This window comes from Planktothrix tepida PCC 9214 (assembly GCF_900009145.1).
Lineage (GTDB): Bacteria > Cyanobacteriota > Cyanobacteriia > Cyanobacteriales > Microcoleaceae > Planktothrix > Planktothrix tepida.
This window is the reverse complement of sequence record NZ_LN889764.1, coordinates 206,716-224,129: the sequence shown is the minus strand read 5'-3', so window position 1 is coordinate 224,129 and position 17,414 is coordinate 206,716. Positions and strand designations below refer to the sequence as shown.

The 17,414-nt window shown below is 38.9% G+C and carries 17 protein-coding genes; 10 read left to right on the top strand and 7 right to left on the bottom strand.

The features are described 5' to 3' along the window. The first annotated feature begins 200 nt into the window (after positions 1-200). The 6 genes from PL9214_RS02230 to PL9214_RS02205 all read left to right on the top strand — a co-directional run bounded on the left by PL9214_RS02230 (position 201) and on the right by PL9214_RS02205 (position 7,820). Positions 201-1,247: a 30S ribosomal protein S1 gene (locus PL9214_RS02230; RefSeq protein ID WP_072717213.1), complete on the top strand. Its 1,047-nt coding sequence runs from the start codon at positions 201-203 to the stop codon at positions 1,245-1,247. A 147-nt stretch (positions 1,248-1,394) separates the two neighbouring features. Then, on the top strand, positions 1,395-2,165 hold the full coding sequence (locus PL9214_RS02225) for an HAD family hydrolase (protein WP_072717212.1): 771 nt from the start codon (positions 1,395-1,397) through the stop codon (positions 2,163-2,165). 256 nt (positions 2,166-2,421) lie between these two features. Beyond that, a complete protein-coding gene (locus PL9214_RS02220) occupies positions 2,422-3,381 on the top strand; it encodes an orange carotenoid-binding protein (RefSeq protein ID WP_072717211.1) in 960 nt (319 codons plus the stop codon). A 361-nt stretch (positions 3,382-3,742) separates the two neighbouring features. Beyond that, positions 3,743-4,072 carry a fluorescence recovery protein gene (gene frp, locus PL9214_RS02215; RefSeq protein ID WP_072717210.1) on the top strand — a complete coding sequence of 110 codons (330 nt, stop codon included), beginning with the start codon at positions 3,743-3,745 and terminating at the stop codon, positions 4,070-4,072. Between the two features lie 286 nt (positions 4,073-4,358). Beyond that, a complete protein-coding gene (gene metK / locus PL9214_RS02210; RefSeq protein ID WP_072717209.1) occupies positions 4,359-5,618 on the top strand; it encodes a methionine adenosyltransferase in 1,260 nt (419 codons plus the stop codon). Positions 5,619-5,993: 375 nt separating this feature from the next. Further along, the gene (locus PL9214_RS02205; RefSeq protein ID WP_072717208.1) at positions 5,994-7,820 is read left to right on the top strand and encodes a sensor histidine kinase; all 1,827 of its coding nucleotides are present in this window, start codon (positions 5,994-5,996) and stop codon (positions 7,818-7,820) included. 265 nt (positions 7,821-8,085) lie between these two features. Here the strand turns inward: PL9214_RS02205 and PL9214_RS02200 are convergent, their stop codons facing one another. Then, positions 8,086-8,580, bottom strand: a complete 495-nt coding sequence (locus tag PL9214_RS02200; RefSeq protein ID WP_072717207.1) for a pentapeptide repeat-containing protein — start codon at positions 8,578-8,580, stop codon at positions 8,086-8,088. Positions 8,581-8,748: 168 nt separating this feature from the next. Between PL9214_RS02200 and PL9214_RS02195 the strand changes: the two genes are divergently transcribed. The 3 genes from PL9214_RS02195 (at position 8,749) to panB (ending at position 10,942) form a co-directional block, all read left to right on the top strand. Then, positions 8,749-9,108, top strand: coding sequence for a phage holin family protein (locus tag PL9214_RS02195; protein WP_072717206.1), 360 nt, complete (start codon positions 8,749-8,751; stop codon positions 9,106-9,108). An 83-nt stretch (positions 9,109-9,191) separates the two neighbouring features. After that, the gene (locus tag PL9214_RS02190) at positions 9,192-10,040 is read left to right on the top strand and encodes a GNAT family N-acetyltransferase (RefSeq protein WP_072717205.1); all 849 of its coding nucleotides are present in this window, start codon (positions 9,192-9,194) and stop codon (positions 10,038-10,040) included. Between the two features lie 116 nt (positions 10,041-10,156). After that, positions 10,157-10,942 carry a 3-methyl-2-oxobutanoate hydroxymethyltransferase gene (gene panB, locus PL9214_RS02185; protein WP_072717204.1) on the top strand — a complete coding sequence of 262 codons (786 nt, stop codon included), beginning with the start codon at positions 10,157-10,159 and terminating at the stop codon, positions 10,940-10,942. A 48-nt stretch (positions 10,943-10,990) separates the two neighbouring features. On the opposite strand, the gene PL9214_RS02180 is transcribed toward panB, so the two are convergent. Continuing rightward, positions 10,991-11,320 (bottom strand): hypothetical protein, encoded by a 330-nt coding sequence (locus PL9214_RS02180; protein ID WP_072717203.1) that lies wholly within the window; start codon positions 11,318-11,320, stop codon positions 10,991-10,993. A gap of 169 nt (positions 11,321-11,489) precedes the next feature. Between PL9214_RS02180 and PL9214_RS02175 the strand changes: the two genes are divergently transcribed. Then, the gene (locus PL9214_RS02175; RefSeq protein WP_072717202.1) at positions 11,490-12,158 is read left to right on the top strand and encodes a Fe2+-dependent dioxygenase; all 669 of its coding nucleotides are present in this window, start codon (positions 11,490-11,492) and stop codon (positions 12,156-12,158) included. A 63-nt stretch (positions 12,159-12,221) separates the two neighbouring features. Here PL9214_RS02175 and PL9214_RS02170 read toward each other — a convergent pair whose 3' ends face one another. The 5 genes from PL9214_RS02170 to PL9214_RS02150 form a co-directional block, all read right to left on the bottom strand. Next, entirely contained in the window at positions 12,222-14,030 is a 1,809-nt protein-coding gene (locus PL9214_RS02170; RefSeq protein WP_072717201.1) for a PmeII family type II restriction endonuclease, read from the bottom strand. Positions 14,031-14,109: 79 nt separating this feature from the next. Next, positions 14,110-14,817 (bottom strand): hypothetical protein, encoded by a 708-nt coding sequence (locus tag PL9214_RS02165; protein ID WP_072717200.1) that lies wholly within the window; start codon positions 14,815-14,817, stop codon positions 14,110-14,112. Positions 14,818-15,006: 189 nt separating this feature from the next. Continuing rightward, complete coding sequence (locus PL9214_RS02160; RefSeq protein ID WP_072717199.1) at positions 15,007-15,714, bottom strand: sirohydrochlorin chelatase; 708 nt, start codon at positions 15,712-15,714, stop codon at positions 15,007-15,009. Between the two features lie 145 nt (positions 15,715-15,859). Continuing rightward, on the bottom strand, positions 15,860-16,054 hold the full coding sequence (locus PL9214_RS02155; protein WP_437126732.1) for a hypothetical protein: 195 nt from the start codon (positions 16,052-16,054) through the stop codon (positions 15,860-15,862). Positions 16,055-16,317: 263 nt separating this feature from the next. Continuing rightward, the gene (locus PL9214_RS02150) at positions 16,318-17,238 is read right to left on the bottom strand and encodes a histone deacetylase family protein (protein WP_072717197.1); all 921 of its coding nucleotides are present in this window, start codon (positions 17,236-17,238) and stop codon (positions 16,318-16,320) included. Positions 17,239-17,414 lie beyond the last annotated feature (176 nt).

Here is a 17,414-nt window from a genome sequence, read left to right as displayed (position 1 = left end):
GATGACCTTAATTCTATAGGAGCTACTAGACTTGACGCAGTAATACTCGGTTTATCTGTTTTTAGCAGATAGTCCAGAGGCTTCGGGTGTCAAGTCAGCAGTTTTGATCGCCTAGAAATTGGCTGATCAGCCAGGATCAAAAACCTCTCTTAACTGCAAAAACAACCATTTAATAGGAGCAACTTTAGGACACAACTCGCATGATCAATCAGAAAACAAAACCAAAAGATGTGGGCTTCACCCACGAAGATTTTGCCGCCTTACTCGATAAATACGACTATCACTTTAGTCCCGGTGACGTAGTGGCGGGGACAGTTTTTAGTCTAGAGCCAAGGGGCGCTCTGATTGATATTGGTGCTAAGACCGCAGCATACATTCCACTACAAGAAATGTCAATTAATCGGGTGGAAAGTCCTGATGAAGTATTACAGTCCAATGAAACCCGCGAGTTTTTCATTCTGACCGATGAAAACGAAGATGGGCAATTAACTCTTTCCATTCGTCGCATTGAGTATATGCGGGCATGGGAGCGCGTCCGCCAACTGCAAGCGGAAGATGCTACCGTCCGTTCTCAAGTCTTTGCCACAAATCGAGGCGGCGCTTTAGTTCGCATTGAAGGATTGCGGGGCTTTATTCCCGGCTCCCATATTAGTACACGCAAACCCAAAGAAGAACTCGTTGCTGAAGAATTACCCTTAAAATTTCTAGAGGTTGATGAGGATCGCAATCGCCTCGTTCTAAGCCATCGTCGGGCTTTAGTTGAGCGGAAGATGAACCGCTTAGAAGTGGGTGAAGTGGTGACAGGAACCGTTAGAGGAATTAAACCTTACGGGGCGTTTATTGACATTGGTGGCGTGAGTGGTCTGCTCCACATCTCAGAAATTTCTCACGATCACATTGACACGCCTCATAGCGTCTTTAATGTCAATGATGAAGTCAAAGTCATGATTATTGACTTAGATGCAGATCGCGGTCGGATTTCCCTTTCGACAAAACAACTGGAACCCGAACCGGGAGCAATGGTTAAAAATCCTCAGCTTGTGTATGAGAAAGCTGAAGAAATGGCAGCCAAATTCCGGGAAAAACTCTTGGCGGCTCAACAAGGAACTGTCTCGATTGAAGTTCCCGCAGAACTGGATGAAGCAGATATTCCATCGGCTATTGATGATGAAATCCCATCGGCCATTGACGATGACATTCCAGAAGCCATCGAAGAAGACGTTGAACCTGTTGCCGAAGGAGTATAAGTTTCAACCGAACAAAAAGGAAGAGGGAATAGGGTAGAGGAAATCAAGCTTTTTCCGGTTCCCTGTTCCCTGTTTTTTTAAGAAGAGGGAATAGATTTTTTTCTGTTCCCTTTTGCTTTTTCCCGATTCGCTTTGGAGTATTAAAGGTTGGTCACTCTTCAAGTTCAGACGGTTACTTTTTCTAATATCGAAGCCGTTATCTTCGATAAAGATGGAACCTTAGAGGATTCTACTGATTTCTTGAGGAATTTAGCTCAAAAGCGATCGCGTTTAATTGATGCTCAAATTCCGGGGATTGGGGAACCTCTATTGATGGCTTTTGGCGTTCAGGGAGATAGCCTTGACCCTACTGGATTGATGGCGGTGGGAAGCCGACGAGAAAATGAAATTGCTGCAGCAGCCTATATTGCTGAAACGGGACGAGGGTGGTTAGAGTCTTTAACGATTGCCCGTCGTGCTTTTGAAGATGCAGATTATTATCTCAAGTCTACTCCCCCTTCTCCTTTGTTTGTTGGGGGTTTAGACATTCTCAAATCCCTATCCGATGCAGGGGTAAAGGTAGGGATTCTTTCGGCGGCTCCGACTGCACAAGTCCAACGTTTTGTGACACACCATCAACTCGAACCCTATATTCAATTACAAATGGGGGTCGATGACGGCCCAACAAAACCCGATCCGATTTTATTCCTGAATGCCTGTCAAGCCCTGGGAGTGCATCCTTCTGTGACTTTAATGGTGGGGGATGCTCAAGGAGATATTGATATGGCGATCGGGGCTGGGGCTGCGGGTTGTGTGGGGGTTTGTTGGAACCAATCCCACCCTAAACACCTAAATCGGGCGACGGTGGTGATCTCCCATTGGGATCAATTGAAAATTAAGAGCTTGACACTCCCAAGAGTATCTTTCGGGGATTCTTAAAACAATTTGACTTTTAACGGCGATATCAAAACGCCTCTACCAACTCGACTAGGATCTAACCCTAATTTTGCCGATACTTTTCGCAAAGATCGTAATGTTGTCTGAAAATTTATGTAAAGATTTTTGTACTTTCTTTAAGATTTGTGTGCTATAGTCAAAACATGAGCAAGTTTAAAATCATGTTCTGTTAAAGTTCATCCCCTGCTTTGAAACTCAGGATTGGTTTTTGTCCAAATTTTAGTCTGGAATTTACTTTATGCCATTTACAGTCGATTCAGCCCGTGGGATTTTTCCAAATACTTTAACTGCTGACGTAGTACCAGCTACAATCGCCCGCTTCAATCAACTTAATGCTGAAGATCAACTGGCATTAATCTGGTTTGCTTACCTTGAAATGGGTAAAACGATTACCGTTGCTGCTTTAGGCGCGGCTAATATGGAGTTTGCTCAAGGAACGATGAATCAAATTCGGCAAATGTCTTTCCAAGAACAAACACAGGTCATGTGTGATTTGGCAAACCGAACCGATACACCAATTTCACGAGCTTACGGTAGTTGGACTGCCAACATTAAGCTAGGTTTTTGGTATCAGCTTGGGGAATGGATGGCTCAAGGAATTGTCGCTCCAATTCCATCAGGATATAAGCTATCAGCTAATGCAACTTCTGTACTGCAAGCAATTCAAGCACTAGAATCAGGTCAACAAATCACTGTTTTACGCAATTGCGTTGTTGACATGGGATTTGATACAAGTAAGCTTGATAGTTTTCAGAGAGTTTCTGAACCTGTGGTTGTTCCTAAAGATATGGCACAACGGACTCAAGTTACTATCGAAGGCGTTGATAATCCCACGGTTCTCAACTACATGAATAACATGAACGCCAACGACTTTGAGGTGCTGATTGAGTTATTCACCCCCGATGGCGCGCTTCAACCTCCTTTTCAGAAACCCATTGTGGGGAAAGATGCTGTTCTTCGATTTTTCCGAGAAGAGTGTAATCATCTCAAGTTGATTCCAGAGCGAGGCGTAACAGAACCCGCAGAGGGTGGTTATACCCAAATCAAAGTAACTGGTAAAGTGCAAACTCCTTGGTTTGGTGCTGGTGTGGGCATGAATATGGCTTGGAGATTTTTGCTAAGTCCTGAAAATAAAATTTTCTTTGTTGCAATTGACTTGTTAGCATCACCTAAAGAGTTGTTAAATTTAGTTCGTTAATTAATAAACGAATCTAATTTAATATAGCAACGGGTTTAAACCCGTTGCCACACAGACAAAACCCTGATTGTGTAGGTTTTTTTAGGGTCTATTTTTAATAAATAAGTAGGTAGGCTCTATAAAATGCCACTATGTAAACGATTGTAAACCGCTCTAACGCTCTGTAATGGTTGATCGAGGCTTCTTTACATATTGTTACATGGTATAGCTTAATCCTGCCTACCTACTTAGTATATTTTAACTTGTGGTTTAAAGGGGAAGATAATAAATAGTTTTTATTTTCCCTGTTGGTGAGATTTAACAAACATAACCCTAATTATGGTTGTGTAAGTTCTGATTAATAAACCTTTTAACTTTAGTAATGATGCAAGTCAATGAAATTGAATGGTCTGAGGCAGAAAAAGAAGTAGCCAAAGCTGCCTTTGATACAGCTTATCAACGAGAAATAAAGGCTTTGATAGACGAAGTTCGTAAACAATCAAGTGCGATTGTAGAAATTGATGATATCTGGCGTTTGCACGACTTTTTAAGTGCTAGAAGACACAATATAGATGGCAAATATGATTATGAATATTCAGGACTAATTTTTATTTTTGCCAGTTTGGTTAAAGAGGGTTGGCTACATCTTAATGAACTAGATGGACTCAACACAAATAAGCTGACTAAGATAGCCGCTATTGCCCGTATTTGATACTCTCCGCGAATATCGCGACGGGGATTCTTAAAACAATTTGAGTTTTAACATTGACAATCTGGCTACCAAATCCGCCCTCCACTCGGCTAAAGGGCGGGGCTTTAAACCCATAATTTTCGTTAAATTGGGAATAACCCCTGTATAATTGCTGATCGTCGCAACTTTCTATAATATAATCCGTCTGATCGGTGAAAATGAGAATTAAGAGATGATGCTGTAGTAGTGTAATGTCAATCCGGTTCTACTGAATCAATCTCATTCGAAGATAAGGAGGAATAGATTATTGTCTCGCCGTTACCTGTTTACTTCTGAATCCGTTACTGAAGGTCATCCCGATAAAATCTGCGATCAAATCTCCGATACGATTTTAGATGCCTTATTAGCCCATGATCCTAAAAGCCGCGTTGCTGCTGAAGTAGTGGTCAATACCGGCTTAGTGCTGATTACGGGTGAAATTACGACGACTGCCCATATCAACTATATTGATGTAGCTCGAAAAAAAATTGCGGAGATCGGGTATGTTGATGCCAACAATGGTTTTTCAGCCGATAGCTGCTCTGTTCTGATTGCCTTAGATAAACAATCTCCTGATATTGCCCAAGGGGTAAACCAAGCTCAAGAAGCAAGAGAACTGTTAAGTGATGAACAACTTGATGCGATCGGTGCCGGAGATCAAGGCATTATGTTTGGTTTTGCTTGTAATGAAACCCCAGAACTGATGCCATTACCCATTAGTTTAGCTCATCGAATTGCTCGACAATTGGCAACGGTGCGGAAAAATGGCAAATTGCCTTATTTACGTCCCGATGGTAAAACCCAAGTCACTATCCTGTATGAAGATGATCGTCCCGTTGGCATTGATACGATTTTAATCTCCACCCAACATACAGCGACCATTGGAGACATTACCGATGAGGCTGAAGTACAAAACAAAATTAAAGAAGATTTGTGGTTAGCGGTTGTCCAACCCGTATTTGATGATATTGCGGTAAAACCTGATAACCAAACTCGCTTTTTAGTCAACCCAACGGGTAAATTTGTGATTGGTGGCCCTCAAGGGGACTCTGGTTTAACCGGTCGCAAAATTATTGTGGATACCTATGGCGGCTATTCCCGTCATGGTGGCGGTGCATTTTCCGGTAAAGATCCCACAAAAGTAGACCGCAGTGCGGCTTATGCTTGCCGTTATGTGGCTAAAAATATTGTGGCGGCGGGATTAGCAGAGAAGTGTGAAGTGCAATTAAGCTATGCAATTGGGGTAGCTCGACCCGTCAGCGTGTTTATTGAAACCTTTGGAACTGCGAAGGTGGATGAAAACAAACTGTTGGAAGTTGTACAAGCAAACTTTGAATTGCGTCCGGCGGGAATGATTCAAGCGTTTAATTTACAAAAATTACCCGCAGAACGTGGCGGTCGTTTCTTCCAAGATGTGGCTGCCTATGGTCATTTAGGTCGAACAGACTTAGATTTACCTTGGGAGAAGACGGATAAAGTACAGTTACTCAAAGAAGCCTTACTGCAACCAACTGCTATGGTCGGTTAGTTACGGCTGTATTCTTTTCGACTGAAGTGAATCGTTCAGATAGTGATTGTTAAGTTTGCAAAAAAATAGAGATCTCTTTGTGATCAGATCAACCTTCACGGATTTAGAACTCGATTGAAATTCTTGACTTTGCTGTCTTCCTAACCCTTCAGTTGAACCTGGAGGGTTTTTTACATCTTTTATTTAATTAGTAGTAACACTAACACAGCCATGTCACAATTGTAGTTAAGGGGTTATACCCTGGAAGGAGATTGTATTCTGACCAACCCCTATTATGTTCTAAAACTTGGCAATTTAAGGATTGAGGTTGACAAGATGAACCAGGTAACTATTCTTTAGTCAAAGGTAACTGGGAGGGAAAAGGAGTATAGGCTAATGCCATCTGAAGATTTAAAATCCACTGCAACATACCAAGACACTCACAGAGTTGGAGCGCATTCTTTAAAGGGTTATATCGATAAATATAATCCTTTTCGACACCAGAAGCAGTCAGAGCATCGCTGGTTTATTTATCAAAAAATTAGTTATGGCTATTTTTTAGCCATTTCTATTGGTTTTATGGGTTCAATTACAGGATTATTGTTGGCGGATGTTTACCAAAAACAGACTTATCATCAATTATCGGATGCTCATCAACAAGTAGAATTATTCAGTAACTTTAATACAACGGTTCTCAAGATCCAATTGCAGAGTTATCACTTAATCTCTTCAGCAGATAACCCTAAAACTTGGAATCATGACCAAAAAAGTATCCATCAAAATCTAGCTGAAATAGAACAGCTTGTTGTTCAAATTGAAAAGTTTATTGATCAAGAACCCAGTTGGTCAGTGGCTACACCCCTAGAAATAAAATCCTTCTTTAAAACCTATAAGAACAGTTTAAAAACCTATATTAAAACGATTGAAACTTTAAAATCTATTTTACCGACCTTATCCCCGGACTCTAAAAGCAAGGCGATTTATCAGTCCTTGAACTCTCTCTCTAATGAACAAACCATTCAAACCTTAGAAAAGCTGAATAATCAATTGACAGACTGGTTAAAAAAAGCTCAAATCCAAGAAGATAGGAGCGAACTTGTGCTCAAAAAAGCTCGAAAGCTAGAAAATTTAATTATTATTATTAGTGCTGTGTTATCGGTTTTAATTTCTATTATTACAGCTATTAAAACGACCCGTTCTATTACTCAACCCTTAAGTGTGACCCAGCAAGTGGCAGAACAAGTTGCACAGGAGTCTAATTATCAACTTCGGGTTCCTTTCCAGACGAATATTGATGAAATCTATTCTTTAGCTCATTCAGTCAACTACTTAATTGAACAAGTTGATCAACGAACTCAGCAGTTAGAACAAGCGAAAGATTCAGCAGAATCTGCCAACATCGCTAAAAGCCAATTTTTAGCTAATATGAGTCATGAATTAAGAACACCTTTAAATGCTATTTTAGGCTACAGCGAAATGCTGAGTGAAGATGCGAAAGATTTAGGTCATGAGGAATTTATTAGTGATTTAGATATGATCAATACCGCCGGGAAACATTTATTATCATTAATTAATGATATTTTAGATTTATCTAAAATTGAGGCCGGACGCATGGAACTTCATTTAGAAAATTTTGATTTAAAAGAATTAATTGAAAGCGTTGTTGCAACTGTTAAACCTTTAGTTAGTCAAAATGGAAATATTTTAACGCTGAATTATGATCCGACTATAACGATTATTTATGCGGATTCAACCAAAGTGAAACAAATTTTATTAAACTTACTGAGTAATGCGGCTAAATTTACACAGCACGGTGAAATTATACTAACAGTGAATCGTGAACTTCTGACTCCTTCCTCTAATGATTTCAATTCTGAAAATGAGGATTTATCGGATAATCCTTTACCGTATTATCGAATTAATTTTTGTGTTCAAGATTCAGGAATTGGGATTCCCGAAGAACAGCAAAAATATGTTTTTGAAGCCTTTATTCAAGGGGATAATTCAACGTCGAGTAAATATGGCGGCACAGGATTAGGTTTAGCGATTAGTCGCCATTTTTGTCAAATGATGGGAGGCGATTTAAAATTAGTTCAAAGTCAAGTGAGTAAGGGAAGTATTTTTAAGGCGAGTTTACAATCTTTAATTACACCCTATAGTCAGGTTGCTAAAATAAATTCAGAAGATTACAAAGAAGAAAATGGAAAAACTTGTAATCTTTAACAGAATTTATGGATTTTAGTATAAATAACGGGAGAAATGTTACAAAGCTATCCTCTTGTCTTAACACAATTATTAATGGCTTATCACCTGATTAAAGCTACCCAATTAGTTTAATTCAATAAGCATTTTTTACAGAGTTAAAGTTTCAGATAGATAGCTCTATTTGTGATATAATCAACAACAAGTGTAATCTAGGTTTTGGGAGTAAAAATTACCCCATGATTACTCATCCCACTCAAGAATATTTCCCAAAGTAATTGCATATTTATCTGCATCCCAAAGACTCACGAGTTGAAACTCCTGTTGTGGTATTAATGCCACTGGCAACCTGACATAATTGTCGAATCTGTTCTCGATCTAATAAAGCATCAGTAAAATCAGCCCCTATGATTTTTGTATGATGAAAGGTTGACCCGAAAAATAAGGCTTCAACTAACACAGCATCACTTAAATCTGCTTCTGTAAAATCAGCTTGATCTAACATAGCATAGGTTAAGTTTGCTTGTTTTAAGCTGGCTTTTGTTAGAATCCCTTTACTAAAAATAGCTCCTTCTAAATCAGAATGATCAAATTTGGCTAACTCCATATTAGAATTCGCAAATTCAGCCGCAGGTAAAGACTGATTAGAAAAATCCCGTCCTTGTAATAAACTATGACTGAAAAACAGATGGGATGGATTTTTTGCAGCCCAGGAGGGAAGCGGTAAAGCCAACAGCACGACAACGACTGTTAAAATGATATATTGCCAAAGTCTAATCATCTATTGATTACTCCACTTTAGGATCAACTGATTTATACTTATGTTAGCTTCTCAAATGCCTAATTTTGCCATTACCATGTAAAATTAGCTATCTCTCAGAAGTTTCCTTGAGGATCTCAAATTCCTCAAAAGAACCGCCATTTGAATTTTTATTCCTAGGAAACATCCATGCTAAATTTTTTTCTAACTTGGCTAATCTCTGCAATTTCACTTGGAATAACGGCTTATATTGTTCCGGGTTTTACCATTAACAGTTGGCAAGCTGCTGCCGTTGGAGTGGTTGTAATGGCTTTAGTGAATGCCATTATTAAACCCATTATTACGATCTTTACCCTTCCTTTAACCATTCTAACGTTAGGTTTATTTTTATTCGTCGTCAATGCTATTTCTATTTCGTTAGTTGCTTATTTCACCCCCGGATTTTCAATTTCTAGCTTCTGGGCAGCATTATTGGGTTCAATCGTTCTTTCTTTGGTTTCTAGTTTATTCAATCAAATTTTAGGAAAATCTACTAATCAATTAGATTAAACCTAAATTATTAAAAAATCAATCAGTAAATCTGAACCCTATCTGCAAAAGATGGGGAGAAATGTTTTAATGAGTCGAAAAAAATGACCCTAATAGAAGATTATTTCAGAGTTCGTTCAATGACCCCGGATGATCTAAAATTAGCCTTAAGTTGGGCAGCTTCTGAAGGATGGAATCCGGGTATTGATGATGTTGATAATTTTTATAGTGCTGATCCAGGTGGATTTTTAATTGGGGAATTAAACGGTCAACCCATTAGTTGTATTTCTGTTGTCCGATATCATAGCAATTTTAACTTTATTGGCCTTTATATTGTTAAACCGGAATATCGTAAGCAAGGATATGGTTTGAAAACTTGGCAGGAAGCTTTTAAGTTAATTCCGGGTCAAAATGCAGCGTTAGATGCTGTTTTGGAACAAGTTAAAACTTATCAAAAATTTGGCTTTAAACCGTTTCATTCTCATCTGCGTTATCAAGGGATAATTTCAGGAACAATGGCTAATGATTTAGTAGATTTAAAAACGATTAATTTTGCTCAACTGTGTAATTATGATCGTCAATATTTTCCCGGTGATCGTCCTAATTTTCTCTCTCACTGGATTAATCAACCCCATGGACAAGGTTATGGGATTTTAAATGGGGAGAATTTAGTCGGTTATGGAGTGATTAGAAAAGCAACAGATGGATATAAAATTGCTCCTTTATTTGCTGAAAATGAAGAGATAGCAGAAAAGCTGTTTCTGGCTTTAGCTTGTTATGCCCAGGGAGATTCGATTTATATTGATGTTCCGAATATTAATAATCCAGGAATTTCTTTAGTTGAACGTTATCAAATGCAATCCATGTTTGAATGTGTTAGAATGTATACTGGAGAGCAACCGAATATCAATTGGACAAATATTTTTGGAGTTACCAGTTTGGAATTAGGTTAAGGTTTAAAAGAATAAAAGTTGAAATTTTAAAGAATAGAAAAGGTCGGATGTCTGATTCGACTGCATTTATGTCATGCTTGATATAATTACTGATAACTGATAACTGATAACTGATTATGACAGTTACAACCCAACAATTAAGTCAATGGAAACAGCAGGGACGACGCATTACAGTATTGACAGCCTATGAATATGCGATCGCTCAACTCCTCGATCAAGCCGGAATTGATATTATTTTAGTGGGAGATTCTCTGGCAATGGTTGGGTTAGGATATGACACCACTTTACCCCTAACCTTAGATGAAATTATTCATCATGCTAAAGCTGTGCGACGAGGCGTGAAACAAGCTTTATTAGTTGTTGATTTGCCCTTTTTAACTTATCAAGAAAGTCCTCAACAAGCCATTCATTCAGCCGGACGAATTCTCAAAGAAACAGGTGCTCAAGGTGTTAAACTGGAGGGGGGATATCCAGCAATGGCAGAAACAGTTAGTCAGTTAGTCCAAGTTGGAATTCCAGTCATGGGTCATGTGGGTTTAACCCCCCAGTCCGTTCATCAATTTGGGGGTTATCGCAAACAAGGCAAAACTTCCGATGCAGCAGAACGCATTCTTTCAGAAGCGATCGCGTTAGAGCAAGCTGGAGCCTTTACAATTGTGTTAGAACATATCCCTTCAGATTTAGCCCAAAAAATTACCCAGCAATTAACCATACCCACCATTGGTATTGGGGCGGGGGCTAATTGTGATGGTCAAGTATTAGTCACCTCGGATATTTTGGGATTATCGTCCTGGCAACCCCCCTTTGCCAAAACCTACGCCAATTTACAACAAACGATTACCCAAGCCGTTCAACAGTTCTGTACGGAAGTGCGGGAGGGGAGTTTTCCTCCTGGGCATTAACTGTTTGCGTAGAGACGTTCTCTCAAACATCTCTACTCAGCAAAGGATCTAGCCTTCGCCCCCTTCACCACCTTCAGGAGAAGCAGAGGGGCTAGGTGAAGTTTCTGGGCTAGAAGTTGCTTCTGGGCTAGGTGAAGTTTCTGGACTAGAAGTTGCTTCTGGACTAGAAGTTGCTTCCGGGCTGGGTGAAGTGGCAGGGTTCGGTGAAGTGACAGGGCTGGGTGAAGTGACAGGGCTGGGTGAAGTGGCAGGGCTAGAAGTCGCTTCTGGGGCGGGTGAAGTCGCTGGGGTACCCCCTTCTTGAGTGGCTGGGGCACAAGCCCCTAAAGTAGCAGCTAAACCGACTGTGAGAAATAACTGAATTGTTTTGGATTGCATTTTGACACTCCTTGACTACACCAATGAAAATTAAGGTAAGATTAAGCCGTCTTTCAATATACCGTCAAGCTGACAAATTTGCACATTGTCAAGCTGGTTTCATAGAAACTCGCCGAAAAACAGAGGTGCAAACAGCTATCGATTATCTAATGTTGCACTTTTATCTCCTATGCTGTTCTCGATTGATGATATTTTGACATCAGAGGAATTAAAATTTTTTATTGATCATCTCACTCAAGCTACGTTTGTTGATGGCAAAACAACCGCAGGTTGGCACGCCAAACTCGTTAAGAACAATCAACAGCTTGATAAGAAAACACCGGAAGCTCAAGCTTTGCGGGAACAAGTGCAGTCTATTCTCAAAAAAAATGCCTTATTTCAAAGTGCGGTTTTACCTAAAATTGTTCACTCGATTTTAGCCAGCCGCTACGAAGATGGAATGTCCTATGGAACCCATACAGATAATGCGTTGATGGGAGATCAAGAATTTTGGCGTGTGGATGTTTCGTTTACGTTATTTTTAAGTGATCCTGAAACCTACACAGGCGGAGAATTAGTGATTGAAAATAGTGATGAAGAACGTAGCTATAAATTGAAAGCGGGTTCAATGATTGTTTATCCATCAACAACCTTACACCGAGTTGAACCTGTTAGTCAAGGGGTAAGATTAGCCATTGTGGGATGGGTTCAAAGTTTAGTTCGTGACCCTGCAAATCGAGAAATTTTATTTGATTTAGATACCACTCGCCGTTCTATTTTTGCTAAGGAAGGGAAAACCATTGAGTTTGATTTGGTGTCTAAAACCTATACAAATTTATTGAGAAGATGGGCAGAATAAAATTAAGGTTAAGGGGTTTGATGATTCGCTCTCACCGGAAGCCCTTCAGGGCTTACTAAGCGGTTAAGTTTCCGAATCTCCTAATTCTAAATCTAAGGATAACTGTTCAATAGCAGGATCTAAAGGGTTTTCTTCTCGCTTAGAAACATAATCAACCAGTTTAACCCAGTCAATTTGATTGTCTTTCATGAAATTTTGCATAAACTCTTGCGTCATTTGATTAATTTTACTGGAATAGATGGTTTTAAAACTTTCATCTTTTTTTTGAGCTTCTATATCAATCGGGACAATCATTTGTTGATATAGGTTATCATCCTCTGCAATAAAATTCCAAAAATCTTGACCTGCATATTTATAGTAGGTTTTATCTGGATCTTGATCGGTTTTTAAAGGATTTTTGTCTTTTCCATAGATGCAGCCATTAACTGCAATAATATCACAAGTTTTTCCTTCTTCTCTTAGTCTATTTTTGGCTTTCTTAAAGTTATCTTTCATGCGATTAATTTGATCAGAGTTACCCCAGTTAATTCCTGACTTAATTCCCACAATATAATAATTTCTTCCTCGTTCAAATTCTAAATCAACACTATTCAACGTTGACTTAAATCCCCCATAAAGAGTTTCTGAGATATAAATAGCAAAGCTTTCTAATAAATGACCAAAAATTGTTTCTTCTTGAGAAGAAAGAAAAGCATCAACTATACTTTTAACAAAATCACCTGCAAGTTCAATATTCTTGGCTTTGAATAAGTAAGGATTTTTCCGTTTAAGAATATCTTTCAGTTTAAGGTTATTCAATTTTTCAAATCGTTTATTATAAAAAGGAGACAAAACATGATTAATCAGATAGTCATTATAAATTTGATAATTTTTTTGAGTTATCGTTGAATTTGTGATATTAGAATTAATAGAATCGGTTGAGATAGTTTCGATAACTGAGTCTTGATTTTGAACATTAAATACTGTTTTATCAAGATTCGATAAGGCAAGATTACAATAGTCTTCTTTGATTTCAATCCCTAAATAATTTCTTCCCAACTCTTTAGCTGCGATACAAGTTGTTCCTGAACCGACAAAGGGGTCTAATACCAGATCATTCGGTTCAGTAAATAATTTAATAAACCACGACGGCAAAGACTTTGGGAAGGCAGCACTATGATTTTTATTACCACATTCCGTCGCTAAATGCAACACATTTGCCGGATAAACCATTGTTCGTCCTACCCAATTCGAGACATTTTTTCCAAACCCACTCTCAACTTTAGAGTTATCTCGAATTTGATCAACTTCACTTAAATTTTTAAGGCGATTTTTAGCCCAATCTCCCATAGGAACCATAACTTGTTCTTGATACATTTTAAACTTTTTTTGTTGATTAAATTGTAAACATCGTTCCCACGCATCTCGAAATCGATTCGGCCATTTTCCAGGATAGCTATTTTTCTTATGCCAAATATATTCTTCTGTCCATAACCAACCTTGTTTTTGCAGTTCTAAAATAAGTTTAATAACGTAATTATGTCGTTCCCCATTAACAACTTTTTCTTTAATATTTAAAATAAATGTACCATTGAATTTTAAGACTCTCTTGATTTCCGCAGAAATCGGCAAAAACCAATTAACATATTCTTCGGGATGAATTCCGCCATAGGTTTTAGAACGACTATCCGCATAGGGTGGGGATGTAATCACTAAATCAACCTGATGATCAGGTATCTGCTTTAATACATTTAAGCAATTACCCAAAATAATTTGATTATTCCAGTTAATGAGAGTTTCTTGACTCTTCAATTCTAATTTAGAATACCCAGAATCTCCCCCTATAACCTTAAAGGGTTGTAAATGATATTGAGGTTGAACTGAGTCTTCCATTTGTCTTTTAATTTTATTGATGATCTATTTTGTCGTGTGGCATGGAAATAAATCCACCGTTCTAATTTACCAGAATTGATTACGTTTGAACACTAAACCCAAAAATTCCAGCTAAACTGCCATGATGAGTTAAACCAACTGCAAACCGGGGGAAAACACATCCCTGATCTCCCATATTTTCGGGAAATTCATCCTCATTATATTGACCTTGATAGAATACGTTATAGTCCCCAATACGAACAAATGCCGTATCTTTAAAAGCATCTTGAGTTTGAAACCAAGCCATCATTTCTCGCCAAGGTTGTAAATACTCTTCCTCTTCACTACCATCTGCATCTTCTAAGACTTCTGACCACCAGATTCCTGCTTCTTCTAAAGGTTCAACGGTTATTATTGCAGGGGGAAAAATTGTCCCAGCAAATTTTGAGCGAATCAATTCGATATCTATTTTTTCAGGAATTGGATCATCAATATTAGCAACAATATAGAAGGGTTGAAAGGGGGTAGAAGATTCTGAACCCATCCCCACATCAATATCTCCCATAATTTGGCAAACTTGATCTGCTAATTGTTGACATAATTCTAACTCTTTGGGGTCAACATTATGATCAACAATTTCACCTTGTTTGGCAATCACACCACTGCCATAAACAACGGTTTTTTTAGAAATTATATTATTTGTCCATTCACTATTTCCCTCATCAATCCCATAGTCAGCGATACATTCTGCCAAAACGGCTAACCGTTGGGGGTCGGGAGTAAAATCTTTCAAGGTTAATTGACTCATGGGTAATCTATAGCAATTCTATTTGAGTTGTATCCAAAATCTGGGTTCAAAAGGGAACAGGGAACAGGGATAATACTTCTGGCTGTTTCATGTCAGTTAGAAATTATTATAACCTCCGTCTCGAAGGCGCGGATTACTATATTCTATCCTAATATTAAATTTATTCCTTTTATTTTAATCTAAAACTTATTATTTTAATAAATCTTCAATTAAATCAAGTAAATTATCGTCAATTTCTAACGGTGAAATTAAATAAAATTCAACAGTGGGGTATTCTTGATAAAACTGTTGAAGGGATTGGGCGATCGCATCAGTTATACCACCGGAAAACATAAAATAAGAAATAATTCCAATTCGGTGAACTCCCGATAAAATTAAGGCTTTAATTTGAGTTTCAAAATGTAAAGAAACTGACCAATAGGCGGGAATTGCCTTGATTTGAGTTGCTAATTGTTCAATGGGTTGATTTCCCCCTGGATGGCGACTGCCATGAGCGATTAAAATCCAATGCTCGATCTCAACCATTGCCATTTTTGTTGCGATTAAAGCCGCTAAACGATTGATTTTAGACCCAAAATAAGGTAATAAATTAAGTTGAATTTCTGATCCAAGTTGTTCGTGGGCGATCGCAATTTCTGCGGGTAAATCAGCGTTAACATGAACGCCTGACGAGAGAAATAACGGTAAAATTTGGACTTGAGAATATCCCCAAGATTGACTTAACTGGGCAAACTCTTGAATCTGTTGATGAAGGGGAAGGAGTGCTAATTCTAATGTGGCAGTTCCAACTATAGGAAAGCCTGAACGTTCCCCTAAGCGTTTTGCCAATAGATTTAAAGCTTGTTGGGGACGAGGATCTCGGCTACCGTGAGCAACCAGCAAAGATGGGGATAGCAAGGGTTGGGATTAATCCTGAACGTAAAGTTAACGACTGATATTGTATCGAAAATTGCTCAATTTCAGGATCTATCTATAAAAAGGAAAAATGGGTAACGGAAACTCTATTTATGAAAATTTTTTATGAAAACAGGTAGCTGATCAACTAAAGATCCACTAGCTTCACCCACCCCCGGCGAACATTGTACAGTAATCGGTTAATAATCACCTTTTCATTATCGGTCAAACTTTCACCTAAAATGGCGGAACGCAAGTGTTGGCGATCACTGCGAGTCACGACACTAGAAAACATAATTTGACCAAAAAGTTCTTCAAGGGGTACTGGACGATATGCCATCATAAATCACCTTTCCTTGGGATACGTTACTCAGAGGTTGATCAAAGTCCATGGTTTGTCTGGATTAATTATGAACTTTTTCTTCTCAATATTAAGTGACTCAACGCTTTGTAAATTTGTGATTAACTTGGATAAGTTTTGTGATTTAGATCAACTGTGTTGCCAAACTATCCAGCCTCGTCCAACCCCTGATAACTAATAACTGATAACTAATAACTAATAACTAATAACTAATAACTGATAACTGATAACTGATAACTGACTACCTAAAGGCATTTTTCCAAGGTGGCGACAACGGACTGGGAGAGACTGGGTAAATCATAACCGCCTTCTAGTCCAAACAGAATGCGGGGAGTGAGTTGTAAACAATATTCAGTAAACAGTCCGTAGTCTTCTGGTTGTAGAGAAATACTGGCTAAGGGATCATCCTGGTTGGCATCATATCCCGCACTCACAATCAGCAAATCCGGCTGTACCTGTTGTAAAAAGGGCAAGATATAATGTTGAAAGGCGGGTTTGTAGAGATCAATGGTGCTACCCGGAGACAGGGGAAGATTCAGCACATTGTTGTGAGAGCCACGTTCTTCCGCATATCCCGTCCCCGGATAACAGGGGGATTGATGTAACGAACAGTAAGCGATCCGAGGATCATCTTCCACTAACGCTTGGGTTCCATTGCCATGATGCACATCCCAATCTAAGATAGCGACTTTCTCAATCCCCGGTTGTTCTAAGCCATAATAAGCCGCGATCGCTGCGTTAGAAAATAAGCAAAATCCCATCCCTCGATCAGCTTCGGCATGATGTCCGGGGGGACGCGCTAAAACAAAAGCCGGATGTCCCGTTGTCAAGACTTGATCCACCCCATCCAACCAGGCACTCACCGCCAACAGTGCCACATCATAACTTTCAGCCGACATGGGGGTATCTCCATCCAAATAACCCCCCCCCTGATCGGCGATCGCTTTGACTCGTTGAATATGGGAAGAGGTATGTACCGTTTCCAATAACCTCATCAACGGTTGCAGCCGATCCATCACCGGAGTGGGTAGTTTCCAGTCTAACTTTTCGGCCCAAGATACCGATTTCAAGGCATTTACTATCGCTGTTAACCGTTCTGGCCGTTCTGGATGGAATAATCCGGTCTTATGGTTGAGGAATTCGTCAGAATAAATAACTGTTAGCATTTGTCAAGAGTTTATTGTCAATTTTAATCCCAGATTTCACCCCCAAGAAGAAGGCAAATTATGGTATAATTTTAAGCATTAGTCACTGATTTTAGAGCCTATACCGAAGATGATTTTATTTCTCCTAATATTTTCGGTTAAAGGTGACTAATTTTAAATTGTAATGGAGTTTTTGA